The sequence below is a fragment of the Acinetobacter sp. TSRC1-2 genome (genome assembly GCF_049895885.1).
Taxonomy (GTDB): Bacteria; Pseudomonadota; Gammaproteobacteria; order Pseudomonadales; family Moraxellaceae; genus Acinetobacter.
Genome location: NZ_JAFCTF010000005.1, coordinates 53,612 through 67,004, shown reverse-complemented (window position 1 = coordinate 67,004; position 13,393 = coordinate 53,612). Strand labels below are relative to the sequence as shown.

The following is a 13,393-nucleotide window of genomic DNA, read 5'->3' as shown; positions in this document are numbered from 1 at the left end:
CTAAGATCAAATTTGCATTTTAATATGCTTTAAAGGTATGAGCGATTATGGAATTAAGACATTTACGATACTTTGTTGCCGTGGTTGAGGAACAAAGCTTTACGAAAGCGGCTGAAAAACTGTTTATTGCTCAGCCTCCTTTAAGCCGTCAGATACAAAACCTGGAAGCAGAGCTTGGCATTCAGCTTTTCGAGCGCGGAAGTCGACCTTTAATGACGACTGAAGCAGGACAATTCTTTTATCAGCATGCTGTTAAACTTTTGTCTAATGCCGAAGAGATTAAGGCGATGACCCAGCGGGTGGGAATGGTCGAAAAAACAGTAACCATGGGTTTTGTCGGGTCGCTGCTTTATGGTTTATTACCGAAAATTGTCTATTTATTCCGTCAGCAACAACCTCATTTAAAAATTGAACTGATTGAAATGAGTACCAAAAACCAAATTCAAGCACTTAAAGAAGGGCGGATTGATGTAGGCTTTGGTCGACTACGAATTTCTGACCCTGCCGTGAGACGGATCCTGTTGCGCGAAGAGCCTTTAATGGTGGCGGTACATTCTAGCCATCCACTTGCCATGCAGAAGAAGGGGGTCTTTCTGACCGATATTGTGGATGAGAATCTGTTTCTATACCCAAGTCACCCAAAACCTAATTTTTCCACCCAAGTGAGATCACTTTTTTCGGAGTACAGTCTTGATCCTAAAAGCTTAAAAGAGGTTCGCGAAATTCAGCTGGCTTTAGGACTGGTTGCAGCTGGTGAAGGGATTTGCGTGGTTCCGGAAAGTGCTAGGACCATACAGTTGCCGCATTTGCACTATATTCCGATACTGGATGATGCTGCTGTTAGCCCGATATTTCTGGCAATTCGCAGTATGGATGAAAGTGAGGATATTCGTTCATTATTTGACTGTATTTATCAGGTATATGATCTAGAAGCGATTGGTTATGACCGTGCCGTGATTTAACAGATCCAGGACTAATTTTCCTATAATTATTAGTATTATTATCTCCAAATTACTCAGTTATTTTCAAATATGCCTGCTGATCAGTATCTTATATTGGGTCAGCAGGCATATTTTTTTCAGAAAAATAAAGCTCGAAATAGAAAATGAAATGTCACAATCAACCTCATTTAGTTTTTAGATATCTATAAGGTATTGTTTTAGTTTTTAATACCGTTTGTCTTACTTTTAAGGTATGAATATATATGTAATCGGTTTTGGACAAAAAAATCACTTTGCTGCATTGTGGCTACAAATCTAAAGATTCATATGCAGGAGCGCAAAGTGAATACCAATAAACTGAACATAAACACTTTAGTGGATGAAGCCAAATTTACTCCTTTTCATTGGGGAGTCCTAATTTGGTGTTTAATGATTATTATTTTTGATGGTTATGATTTAGTCATTTATGGCGTCGTTTTACCTATTTTAATGCAAGAGTGGGCACTTACCACCGTACAGGCCGGTTTGCTTGCCAGTACCGCTCTCTTTGGCATGATGTTTGGTGCCATGAGTTTCGGAACGCTCTCAGACAAGCTGGGTCGTAAAAAGACCATCATGATCTGTATTACTATTTTTAGTGGCTTTACATTTTTGGGCGCATTTGCAACCACACCGACCGAATTTGGAATTTTAAGATTCTTGGCAGGACTGGGAATTGGTGGCGTAATGCCAAACGTGGTTGCACTAATGACGGAATATGCCCCTAAACGTATTCGCAGCACCTTGGTTGCCATTATGTTTAGTGGTTATGCCATTGGTGGTATGGCGTCTGCCTTGTTAGGTGCATGGCTAGTGGCGGATTATGGCTGGAAAATCATGTTCTATATCGCCAGTATTCCGTTATTTACTTTGCCATTAATTTGGAAATATCTTCCAGAATCATTGATGTTTTTGACCAAAAAGGGTGAAACAGAAAAAACCCGTGCAATTGTGAAAAAAATTGCACCTGAACAAGAAATTGGTTCAGAAACGACGTTTGTTCTGAATGAACCAACTGTTGGCGATGAAGCTCCATTACGTGCGTTATTTCAGCAAGGCCGTATGTTCAGTACCTTAATGTTTTGGGCAGCCTTCTTTATGTGCTTACTCATGGTTTATGCATTAGGCAGCTGGTTACCGAAATTGATGATTCAGGCTGGCTACTCATTGGGTGCAAGTCTCATGTTCCTGTTTGCCTTAAATATCGGCGGCATGATTGGTGCAATTGGTGGCGGAGTTCTAGCAGACAAATTCCATTTAAAACCGGTACTGACCACTATGTTTACCGTGGGTGCAATTGCTTTAATTCTGCTTGGTTTTAACAGCCCACAAGCGGTGCTGTATGTTCTGATTGCCATTGCAGGTGCAGCGACCATTGGCTCACAAATTCTGCTTTATACCTTCGTTGCACAGTTTTATCCAACTGCAGTTCGCTCAACAGGGATGGGCTGGGCATCAGGAATTGGACGAATTGGTGCCATTGTTGGACCAGTCTTGACTGGTACTTTACTCACCTTTGAATTACCGCATCAAATGAACTTCTTGGCCATCGCGATTCCAGGAATTATTGCAGCGATTGCTATCTATCTGGTGAATTTAAAAGTGTCTGTCGATGCAAAAGCCCTTGCACAGTCTGGCATTAGCGATACACCTTTGGCTAAAAAAGCGACTCAATAACTCTACAATTTTCAATAAACATAATGTCATCAATGATATAGATCGCCATCGTCGCGATGGCGATCTATTGCTAGAATTTAATCGGAAAATAACAAGCGAGTTTAGGATGAACACGACACTATTAACCCAAGCAACTGAATTTCAGTCTAAAAAAGTTCAACCAGCAATGAAGCGCACGCTTATGCTGAGCATGATTGCCCTCAGTATGGGAGGAGTCAGCGTAGCGGCCCAAGCCCAAACTCAACAGCAAAAAGAAATTGAACAGCTCAGACAGGAAGTTCAAGCTTTGCGTAACATGGTTGAACAGCAAAAAGTACAGACTGCGCAGACTGCTACTGCTATTGCAGCGGTTCAACGTCCAGCGCCTTTGGCTACAGCAAATCCTGTACTGAAAACAGCCAAAGGTGCCGAGTTTAATCTGTATGGTAATGTCCGTTTAGATGCATCCTATCAGGCCAATGGTGGAGCAGCATCCCGACTTTATAACCAGATTAATGCCGTACCCCTTGAAGGAACCGGAGAGCGTAGTGATGAATTTAAATCGACACTTTCTGCGACACGTTTAGGTTTAGATTTTAAAGCACCAGCAGGTAATCAAGCGCTTGAAGGCAAAATTGAAGTCGACTTCTTAGGGGGGGCAGGCTTTGATAATTTGCGTATCCGTCATGCTTATATGAGCTATGCCAACTGGTTAATTGGTCAAACCTGGTCAAACTTTGCAGTTCCGGATTATATGCCTGAAACAATAGATGCTCTGGCATATGCTGGTGGTTCAGTCAAACGTACCCCTCAGCTTCGTTATACAACAAAATTGAGTCCTCAAACCAATATCGTGATGGCAGCTGAAGATCCCAAAGATGGGACTATTCAGCAACGCTTACCGGCTTTAACTGCGCGTTTAAATCATAAATTTGCCGATAATTTTAATGTCAGCGCACGTGCAATGGGGCATGAAAAACGAGTAAATGGCAATGAAGAAATGGCATGGGGCGTAGGTTTAGGTGCTAAATATGAAGTGGTACCGGGCACGACTCTAAAAGCTGATTATTATCATGTCAAAGGCGATAGCAGTTTTGTTTCATATAGCAATAGCGGTGTAGCGGTTACTAACCTTAATAATGGGGCAATTACAGCAAACAGCCGTATTGCTGCTCAAAGTGAATTTGATTCGATTACTGTAGGTTTGACCCAACAATTTAATGAAAAATTACGGGGTACTGTGGGTTATGGCTATATGAGTTTTGATGACGATCAAAACTATATTAATGCTTTAAGCAATAAAAGTGCGGCCAATAAAGAACTTTGGCAAGCTTGGGCAAATGTTTTCTATAGTCCAACCAAGCCTTTAAGTTTCGGTCTTGAATATGTCTATGGTGAGCGTGAAGCGTATGGCCCTGTTTTGAATAGTGCTAATACTCCGATTACTGGTCGAACCGGTGAAGACAACCGAGTTAGTGCAGTAGCGATCTATAACTTTTAATCTTCTATAACCACTAATTAAAAAAGCCTCTATTTAAAAATAGGGGCTTTTTTATATGAATCATTTTTAGATTTTATCTAACGATAAACATTATTCTGTGACTTCAACCGTTAAGCCATAAGTAAAGTTTTCAGTGGCTGGTTTTTTAGTCGCATCCGTATTGGCTTCTGGATAAGACGCAGTAACTAAATAAATACCGGCCTGATCAAATTTAATTTCTACTTCGCCTTTTGCATTGGTTTTTACATGTGGCTGTTCACGTTTTGCATTTGGCTCATAACTGCCTGCGCCTTTAAAAACATCAATTTCAAGATTTGGAACAGCTTTCCCATTCATCAATACCTGAGCTTTGAGTGATTCACCTGCATATAATTCGTTGGGATGAGTCAGTAATTTGAACTCAAAACCTTTCTTGCTTGGTGCTGGAAGTGCAGAAGGTTTGCCTTTAGTTACATAACTTTCAGCAATCAGGTGATTGGTCACTTCAAGTGTTTTTGCATTTGCAGGCACGTGGTCTGCTGCAATCATACGCGGTGGCTGAGTCGGCGCGGGCACTTTTTGAGTCGTTGCTGTTTCAGCAGGTTTGGCAGGTGCAGGGTTTTGCATGCCGGCGCGCACTGGACGAACACGTAACCAGCGACCATCAACTAAGGCATATTTTCCGGCATTACCCACTGCATCTTGAGTACGGATACGGTAAGTACCTTCTTTCGGTAAATCAAATTCTGCAATGTTAAAGCGTTTTAATGCTGCTGCCGCATTGATCGGTTTTTGTTGACCATCAGGTTCGATAATAACATAGCTGGTTTTAAAGTTATTTCCCGCAACAAAAAACTTCTCGACCGTAATTGCACTTTGAAAACTCAAGCTTTGTGCGGCTTTAGTATCAAATACTTCAGGAAGCAGGAAAGGGCTCATGGTATGTGCATGAGAAATGATAGGTAGCGACGTCAGTAAAGCAATTTTTAGCCAGTTATTCATTGTTAGGAACTCCAGAAAATATTTATTTAATATAATGCTCGTAATCTACTTGATAACCACTATCATTATCAATAATATTCATTAAAAATAATCTGGAGAATCAGCATGTCAACTGCTGTTAGAAATTTTTATCCGATTCATAAGGCATTCCGTCTCTCACCCCTGGTTATGGCGCTGGCACTGATTTCTCCTTTTCATGCAAATGCTGCTCAGCAAAGTGAAAAAATTGAACAATCAGAACAAATCGCCACACAAACTCATCGTTTCCATCGTGACCATATTTTAGGCACGTCATTAGATGTGGTGGTGCAAGGGGCCTCAAAACAAGAGGCTAAACGAGCTGTAGATGCCATTCAAAAAGAAATTAGCCAGTTAGATCAGGTGTTATCGACTTGGCGTGATGATAGTGAAATCTCTGCTTTAAATAACAATAAACAGGGCAAGGTTTCAGCTGAGCTTTTTGAAGTAATTGCTGCCTGTGAAAACTGGCGTGATAAAACCTGTGGGGCTTTCGATGCGCGCTTGGGTCAACTGATTACTTTATGGGAACAATCGCATGGTGTAGTCAAACTGGATGAAGCCACCCGTGCCCAAGTTTTAAATCAGTTAAAAACTGACAGCGTAAAATTAGATGCAGAACAACAAAGCATTGTGACGGATTCAGCTGTGAAATTTGCCCCTGATGCCTATGCCAAGGGTTACATTATTGACCGCGCATTGGTGGCAGCGCGTCAAGCTGTGCCAAGCATTGAAGGTCTGTTGGTAGATATTGGCGGTGACATTCGTGTTTGGGGAGAGGCACCACAAAAAGAGGGCTGGAAAATTGGGGTGCAAGATGCCTTTGACCATACGGATAACAGCGCACCTCAACAAGTCTTGAACTTAAAAGATCAAGCCATAGCCTTTAGTGGGCAGGGTTACCGCAGTCTTGCAGGACAAACCCATTTACTTGACCCAAAAACTGGCATGCCTTTACAGCAAGTTGAACAATGTGTTGTGGTCGGAACCTGTACAGCAGATGCTGATGCTTTAGCGACAGCTTTAGCTGCAATGACACCAGCAGAAGGTTTGGAACTAATTGAAGCACTGATGGGATATGAAGCTAAAGTTACTTTGACGGATGGTCAGGTTTATCAAAGTTCGGGTTGGAACAGCTTGGTTCAAACACCACAAAATGTCGAAATGCAAACTGTCGCAGCGGGTCAATCCTCTGCAAAATGGCCAGCGGGTTATCAAGCCATTATTGACCTGATGATTCCTAAAATTGCCGTTGAAAACTACCGTGCCCCTTATGTGTCTGTTTGGGTGACAGATGCCAATAAAAAAATTGTCCGTACCTTAGCAGTTTGGGGTAAAGATGAGAAGTGGATTAACTCGAACTATGTCTGGTATCGCCGTTATGGACGTCAAATGCCAAACCTTGATGCAGTCGCAAAACCTTCACGCCAACCTGGACAATATAAATTGGCTTGGGATGGTAAAGATGAAACCGGTAAAGCGGTAGCAGCAGGTCAGTACCTGATTCATATTGAAACCTCGCGTGAGCATGGTGAACATTCTTATCAAACCTTTGATCTGGATGTAAAAGCCAAAGCTTCAAACCAGACCTTAGCTGCACAAAAAGAAATTGGCGCAGTTAAACTTAATTTCCAAAAAGTGAACTAAGGCTAAATACGTGTATCAACGTCGTGATTTTTACCGCCATGCACGCTACATACATGGCTGGCTTTCAGCTTTTGCATTTATCACTTTACTGTTTTTTTCTGTGACGGGCTTGTTGCTGAATCATCCTGAATGGTTTGAACCGGCTAAAACAGAAGAAACGACTAAATTGACTTTACCTGTCTCTGTTTTAAAGTCGCTTAAGCAAACCAAGAACCCAAGCGATACGATCTTGAATTATGTCCGTCAACAGCACAATCTGGTGGGACGTTATCAAAGTAGTGAAGTGATGGATAATGAAGTGATGATTCGCCTGGAAAGCCCAGCCGGAGCAACCGATATTTTTGTGACGACCGATACAGGTGAAACTGAAATTACCCAAAAGCCGGCTTCGACCGTATCGATGCTGAATGATTTACACCGTGGCAAAAACTCAGGTCTGGGTTGGAGTTGGTTGATTGATATCAGTGCGATTATTTATATTATGTTGTCATTAGCGGGCTATATTTTGTTTTTAAGCATTAAAACAAGACTTGTCACCCACCTGGTGCTCACAGCAGTCAGTCTGGCGATGATTATTTTACTGATCTGGTCTGCGGTATAGGTAATCTGATCTAATGACACATTCTGTTGCTATAGTTTTAATTGTATTTGCCATTTTACTGTTGCTTTATGCGGTATGCATCGCTTATCTGATTCTGATCAATCGTAAGCAAAAACCAAAGGCTGCATTGAGCCAAAATGATGATCTGATTGTTTTTGCAACTCAGTCGGGTCAGGCAGAACATTATGCCAAGCAGACGGCGCAGCAGTTAGAACGCATCGGGCAAAGGGTGAGCATCGTTGATATCCAATATTTGACTGTTGAACAATTACTAGCAGCCCATAAAGTCTTATGGTTCGTGAGTACCTATGGGGAAGGCGATGCGCCTGATACGGCACGGCTGACGATAAAAAATATTTTTAGCGATTCATCTTTAGACCTTTCCCATCAGTCGTATGCCATTTTAGCTTTGGGGGATAAACGCTATACGCATTTTTGTCGTTTTGGACACGTCTTAAATCAACATTTACAGCAGCATCAGGCGAAAGCTTTATTTAAAATGGTCTGTGTCGATCATTTGAAGCCAGCAGATTTAAATCGCTGGACACAACGTTTAGAACAGCTCACGCAGCAACAATTCACTTCTGCTCAACAAGATCAAAACTGGCATTCGTTTAACTTGAAAAATCGGGTGTGTTTAAATAGCGGCAGCCAAGGCAATCCGATTTATCAAATTCAGCTGTCTTCTGCTAAAGGGCTTAACTGGTCATCAGGCGATATTCTAGAAGTTCAATGTGGCAATCGGCTTGAAGATATACAGACCTTTTTACAAGCTCAGCAACTAACAGTTAATGAAGATTTATTAGCTGCATTGCAGTTTAAGAATTTAAGACAATTTCCTGAACAGTTGCCGAATGAGTCGTTTGAGGATTGGGTTCAACGCTTTGATGTGTTAGCCATTCGTGAATATTCGATCGCCAGTATTACTGAACAAGGACGTGTTGAATTGGTGGTTAGGCAGGAAAAAACGGCGACTGGTTTAGGTTTAGGCTCGGGTTGGCTAACTGAATATGCGACGTTGGGACAAAACATGGTGGCAAGAATTCGCTCTAATCCTGCCTTTCATTTAAAACCAACCCAGAAATCGTTGATTTTAATTGGCAATGGCACAGGCATCGCAGGCTTGGTCGCTCATCTGGCACAAAGACAGCAATGGAGTGAGCCGCAAAACTGGCTAATTTTTGGTGAACGCCAACAGCAGTTTGACCATCTTTATAAAGACCAGATTCAACAGTGGCAAGCGCAAGGTTTTCTGCCTGAAGTGGATTATGCATTTTCCCGTGATCAGGCTGAAAAAATCTATGTCCAGCATATCTTGCAGCAAAAATCTGAACAACTTTTGAATTGGATTGAAGCAGGTGCCGCCATTTATGTCTGTGGCAGCTTAAAAGGCATGGCACAAGAAGTTGAGAAAACCTTGTTCAATATCTTAGGTACCGAACAATTAGAGCAGCTGAGAATTGAAGGGCGTTATCAGCGGGATGTCTATTAAAAGTGATATTTATTTATTGAGCTAAATTCAGCATAAAAAAGGGCATGTTTACATGCCCTTAATTCAATATTTTATGTTTAAAAAGTAGGGGGTATATAGGTGAGGGTTCGACCTTAGTATTCCTGCCAAAAGCGATTCCCCCTTAAAACTTTAGTCAGCTTTAAGGGGAGAAGGAGAATAGACGATCACATCAAGACAGCATTATTGAAGCAGTTTTACACCAGTGACTTTTTGAATATCTTCAAAGCTGACGTCTTTCGCCAGTTCCACCAGTTTGACGCCTTCAGCGGTAATATCGAGCACACCCAAATCACTAATAATCCGGTGGACTACGCCTTTACCGGTCAGTGGCAGGGCACATTGCTCTACAATTTTTGGCGTGCCATCTTTGGCGCAATGTTCCATCAAGACCACTACTTTTTGTACACCCGCGACCAGGTCCATGGCACCGCCCATGCCTTTGACTTTTTTACCCGGAATCATCCAGTTGGCCAAATCACCTGTTTGGGAGACTTCCATGGCACCTAAAATGGCAATGTTGACATGACCGCCACGAATCATGGCAAAAGAGTCAGCGCTGGAGAAAAACGCCGCACCTTTGCGTGCAGTGACGGTTTGTTTGCCGGCATTGATCAGATCGGCATCCACCGTTGCTTCAGTCGGAAATTCACCAATACCGAGTAGGCCATTTTCTGACTGTAACCAGACATCCATATTTTCAGGAATATAGTTCGCGACCAGCGTCGGCAAGCCAATGCCTAAATTGACATAGAAACCATCTTCAAGTTCCAAAGCGGCACGCTGTGCCATTTCATTACGAGTCCAAGCCATTTATTCCGCCTCCGCTTTTAATGTCATTTGTTCGATACGTTTTTCAGGGTTGCGATTTAAAATAATCCGGTTGATATAAATGCCAGGAAGATGAATTTCATCGGGATCCAAATCGCCAATTTCTACAATTTCTTCGACTTCAGCAATGCTGATTTTGCCAGCCATGGCACAGACCGGATTAAAGTTTTGTGCGGTTTTACGGAAAATCAGATTCCCGGCTTTATCGGCTTTATAGGCTTTGACCAGTGCAATATGCGCAGTTAAGGAATTTTCCAGAATGTATTCCTTGCCATCAAATTCACGAACTTCTTTACCTTCGGCAATTAAAGTGCCGACACCGGTCTGGGTGAAAAAGGCTGGAATACCGGCACCTCCGGCACGGAGTTTTTCAGCCAGTGTACCTTGCGGGGTCAGTTCGACTTCCAGTTCGCCGTTTAAATACTGGCGTTCAAATTCTTTGTTTTCACCCACATAAGATGAAATCATTTTTTTAATCTGTTTGGTCTCTAATAAAAGACCCAAACCGAAACCATCCACGCCGGCATTATTGGAAATACAGGTCAGTTGTTTGGCACCAGTGTCTTTAAGTGCCGCAATTAATGCTTCTGGAATGCCACATAAACCGAAGCCACCGACCGCTAAGGTTTGACCGTCTTTGACGATATCTTGTAAGGCTGCTTGTGCACTTTCATAAACTTTATTTGGCATTTGATCCCTCTTTTTATCCATGGTCAGTCCTTGGTATGACCAACTTTAACTTTTTATCAATTTCCTACATGCTTTTTAAGCACACTGGGTTTGCCAATAGGCATTGGCATAGTTTGATGGATTATTGCGCTTTAACACCTGACTGATGTTTCGGCTGGCATGCATTAATGCATCTCGATTAATCCCGGTTTCAAAACCCATCTTGGACAATAAATAGTACAAATCTTCCGTGGCCACATTGCCCGAAGCACCTTTGGCATAAGGACAACCGCCTAAACCGGCAATCGAAGAGTCAAATATCCGAATACCTTGATTAAGCGATTGATAGATATTGGCAATCGCCATACCATAAGTATTATGAAAATGCCCTGCTAGAACCTGACTGTTTAATTCGGCAAGGCAGGCATCCCACACCTTTTTAATACGATCCGGGGTGGCAGTACCAATGGTTTCACCTAAGGACACTTCATAGCAGCCCATATCCAACAGTCGCTTGCTGACTTTGGCCACTTGCTGAGGATCAATTGCGCCTTCATAAGGACAATCGACCATACAGGAGACATAGCCACGAACTTTAATATCATTGGCTTTGGCTGCTGCCATGACATCTGCAAACTTTTCCAAGCTTTCATCAATGGAGCAGTTGATGTTCTTGCGGGTAAAACTTTCAGAAGCTGCGGTAAATACTGCAACCTCTTTACAGCCAACCGCCAGTGCAGACTCAAAACCTTTTAAATTCGGGGTCAGCAAGCTGAACTGAATATTGGGATCGTGCGGTAACTGGCTAAAAAGCACATCACTTTCTGCCATTTGCGGAACCCATTTGGCCGAAACACAAGAACCGACTTCAATCGACTTCAAACCTGTTTGCATCAGATCCAGAATAAAGTCTTTGCGTTGTGCCAGTGTAAGCGGAGTCTTTTCGTTTTGCAGGCCATCGCGTGGACCGACTTCAACGATTTTGACAAATTCACTCATGCAACTTCCTCCACCAGGGCTTGAAATTCCACAAGCTCATCACCGGCTTTGACTTGGTCACCGGCCTGGAAATAGGATGCCGTAATAATGCCATCATGTGGTGCACGAATTGAATATTCCATTTTCATGGCTTCAAGCGTCATTAGCACATCATCTTTTTTCACCTGATCATTGGCGGCAACCAGAACTTGGGTAATCACACCTGGCATTGGCGCTTTTAAGTTACCTTCAGTGCTTTGAGCATCCTCAGAACTGAATTTCTGATTCAAATAACTAAACTTGTGGCTTTGACCATTCTTGAAAATGGTGAGGCCATGTGCGTTTTGGCTAAATGCAATTTTGTCCTGTTTGCCTTTAATAGTGAAATGTGCGGTATTACTATTTAAAAGCTGTCCAGAAATATAGAATTTTTCACCTTGATATTCGGCGACAAATCCCTGTTTTTCAGCGCTTAAATTGACTTGAACAAGTGCTTCATCTAACTTCAATTTAATGGCATAGCTTGGGCTGATATTCACGCGCCACAACGTTTCACTTTGCCAGACCGGATTGCTTGCCGGTTTATTCTTACTAAAGCGGAGCAATAACTCAGTCAATGCCGTTGCAACCACCAACTCAGGTTGCAGCGATGGAATATTTTTAAACAAAAATTCATCTTCACGCTGAATCAGATTGGTATCCAATTCGGCATTTTTAAATGAATCACAACGAATGATACGGTCCAGGAATGCAATATTATTGCCCAAGCCATCGACATGGAACTGACCTAAGGCATGATGCATTTGCAATAAGGCGGCTTCACGGTTTTCGCCCCAGACAATCAGTTTCGCAATCATCGGATCATAATAGCTGCTGATTTCATCGCCTTGAACAATACCGCTGTCAACTCGCACATTTTGATTTTGATCAGGGTAGTGTAAATAGCTGATTTGTCCAATCGCAGGAATAAAGCCTTTTTCCGGTTCTTCTGCATACACGCGCGCTTCAATCGCATGACCATGAATGCTTAATTCATGTTGCTGTTTCGGTAATGGCTCACCAAAGGCTACACGCAATTGCCATTCCACCAGATCAACGCCAGTAATCATCTCAGTGACCGGATGCTCAACCTGTAGACGGGTATTCATTTCCATGAAATATGAGGTTCCGTCTTGTTCTACAATGAACTCAACCGTTCCTGCACCGACATAATCAACAGCACGGGCAGCATCAATTGCCGCTTGGCGCATGGCATCGAGCTTGTCTTGTGAAACCAGTGGTGCAGGGGCTTCTTCAAGCACTTTTTGATGACGGCGCTGTACCGAACAATCGCGTTCAAATAAATGCACGTAGTTGCCGTGTGAGTCACCGAAGACTTGTACTTCAATATGACGCGGATTAATCACATAACGTTCTATTAATACTTCATCATTGCCAAAGCTTGATTTAGCTTCGCTTTTACAAGAAGTCAGTGAACTTAGGAAATCTTCACTGCGTTCTACCAGACGCATACCTTTACCACCACCACCGGCACTGGCTTTAATCAGTACTGGATAGCCAATTGCATCGGCCTGTTGTTTTAGAAAATCAGCCTCTTGATTAGTTCCATGATAACCCGGTGTCAGCGGAACACCGGCTTTTTCCATCAAGGCTTTAGAAGTCGCTTTTAAACCCATGGCCAAAATGGCTGCGACCGGCGGACCAATAAAGGTAATGTTGTTGGCTTGGCAGGCTTCGGCAAACTGGTCGTTTTCCGACAAGAAACCATAACCTGGATGAATGGCTTGAGCACCAGTTTTTACAGCTGCCTGAATAATGCGATCAATCTGTAAATAACTTTGTGCGGCAGGGGATTCACCAATATAAATGGCTTCATCGGCAAGTTTGACATGTTGCGATTGTGCATCGGCATCTGAATAGACTGCCACCGTCGCGATTCCGAGTTTTTTTGCGCTACGAATCACACGGCAGGCAATTTCACCACGGTTTGCAATTAAGATTTTTTCAAACATTATATGATC

The 13,393-nt window shown here is 42.6% G+C and carries 11 protein-coding genes; 6 read left to right on the top strand and 5 right to left on the bottom strand.

Features of this window, described 5'->3' with window-relative positions:
- The first annotated feature begins 47 nt into the window (after positions 1 to 47).
- The 3 genes from ACP69Y_RS07110 to ACP69Y_RS07100 all read left to right on the top strand — a co-directional run bounded on the left by ACP69Y_RS07110 (position 48) and on the right by ACP69Y_RS07100 (position 4,137).
- Positions 48 to 962, top strand: a complete 915-nt coding sequence (locus ACP69Y_RS07110; RefSeq protein WP_425917393.1) for a LysR substrate-binding domain-containing protein — start codon at positions 48 to 50, stop codon at positions 960 to 962.
- A gap of 321 nt (positions 963 to 1,283) precedes the next feature.
- Positions 1,284 to 2,657 carry an MFS transporter gene (locus ACP69Y_RS07105; RefSeq protein WP_425917391.1) on the top strand — a complete coding sequence of 458 codons (1,374 nt, stop codon included), beginning with the start codon at positions 1,284 to 1,286 and terminating at the stop codon, positions 2,655 to 2,657.
- A 106-nt stretch (positions 2,658 to 2,763) separates the two neighbouring features.
- Positions 2,764 to 4,137: a DcaP family trimeric outer membrane transporter gene (locus ACP69Y_RS07100; protein WP_425917390.1), complete on the top strand. Its 1,374-nt coding sequence runs from the start codon at positions 2,764 to 2,766 to the stop codon at positions 4,135 to 4,137.
- 90 nt (positions 4,138 to 4,227) lie between these two features.
- Here the strand turns inward: ACP69Y_RS07100 and ACP69Y_RS07095 are convergent, their stop codons facing one another.
- Complete coding sequence (locus tag ACP69Y_RS07095) at positions 4,228 to 5,118, bottom strand: DUF4198 domain-containing protein (RefSeq protein WP_425917388.1); 891 nt, start codon at positions 5,116 to 5,118, stop codon at positions 4,228 to 4,230.
- Positions 5,119 to 5,223: 105 nt separating this feature from the next.
- Here ACP69Y_RS07095 and ACP69Y_RS07090 point away from each other — a divergent pair, with 105 nt between their 5' ends.
- The 3 genes from ACP69Y_RS07090 to ACP69Y_RS07080 are packed head-to-tail and all read left to right on the top strand — an operon-like array spanning position 5,224 to position 8,876.
- Positions 5,224 to 6,783 carry a DUF2271 domain-containing protein gene (locus tag ACP69Y_RS07090; protein WP_425917386.1) on the top strand — a complete coding sequence of 520 codons (1,560 nt, stop codon included), beginning with the start codon at positions 5,224 to 5,226 and terminating at the stop codon, positions 6,781 to 6,783.
- Between the two features lie 10 nt (positions 6,784 to 6,793).
- On the top strand, positions 6,794 to 7,384 hold the full coding sequence (locus ACP69Y_RS07085; RefSeq protein WP_425917384.1) for a PepSY-associated TM helix domain-containing protein: 591 nt from the start codon (positions 6,794 to 6,796) through the stop codon (positions 7,382 to 7,384).
- Between the two features lie 13 nt (positions 7,385 to 7,397).
- A complete protein-coding gene (locus ACP69Y_RS07080; protein WP_425917382.1) occupies positions 7,398 to 8,876 on the top strand; it encodes a sulfite reductase subunit alpha in 1,479 nt (492 codons plus the stop codon).
- 201 nt (positions 8,877 to 9,077) lie between these two features.
- Here ACP69Y_RS07080 and ACP69Y_RS07075 read toward each other — a convergent pair whose 3' ends face one another.
- From ACP69Y_RS07075 to ACP69Y_RS07060, 4 genes are all read right to left on the bottom strand, one after another.
- Positions 9,078 to 9,707: a CoA transferase subunit B gene (locus tag ACP69Y_RS07075; RefSeq protein ID WP_425917380.1), complete on the bottom strand. Its 630-nt coding sequence runs from the start codon at positions 9,705 to 9,707 to the stop codon at positions 9,078 to 9,080.
- Complete coding sequence (locus ACP69Y_RS07070; RefSeq protein WP_425917641.1) at positions 9,708 to 10,415, bottom strand: CoA transferase subunit A; 708 nt, start codon at positions 10,413 to 10,415, stop codon at positions 9,708 to 9,710.
- A gap of 75 nt (positions 10,416 to 10,490) precedes the next feature.
- Complete coding sequence (locus tag ACP69Y_RS07065) at positions 10,491 to 11,393, bottom strand: hydroxymethylglutaryl-CoA lyase (RefSeq protein WP_425917378.1); 903 nt, start codon at positions 11,391 to 11,393, stop codon at positions 10,491 to 10,493.
- Positions 11,390 to 13,384, bottom strand: coding sequence for an acetyl/propionyl/methylcrotonyl-CoA carboxylase subunit alpha (locus ACP69Y_RS07060; RefSeq protein WP_425917376.1), 1,995 nt, complete (start codon positions 13,382 to 13,384; stop codon positions 11,390 to 11,392). The genes ACP69Y_RS07065 and ACP69Y_RS07060 overlap by 4 nt, the downstream gene beginning before the upstream one ends.
- Positions 13,385 to 13,393 lie beyond the last annotated feature (9 nt).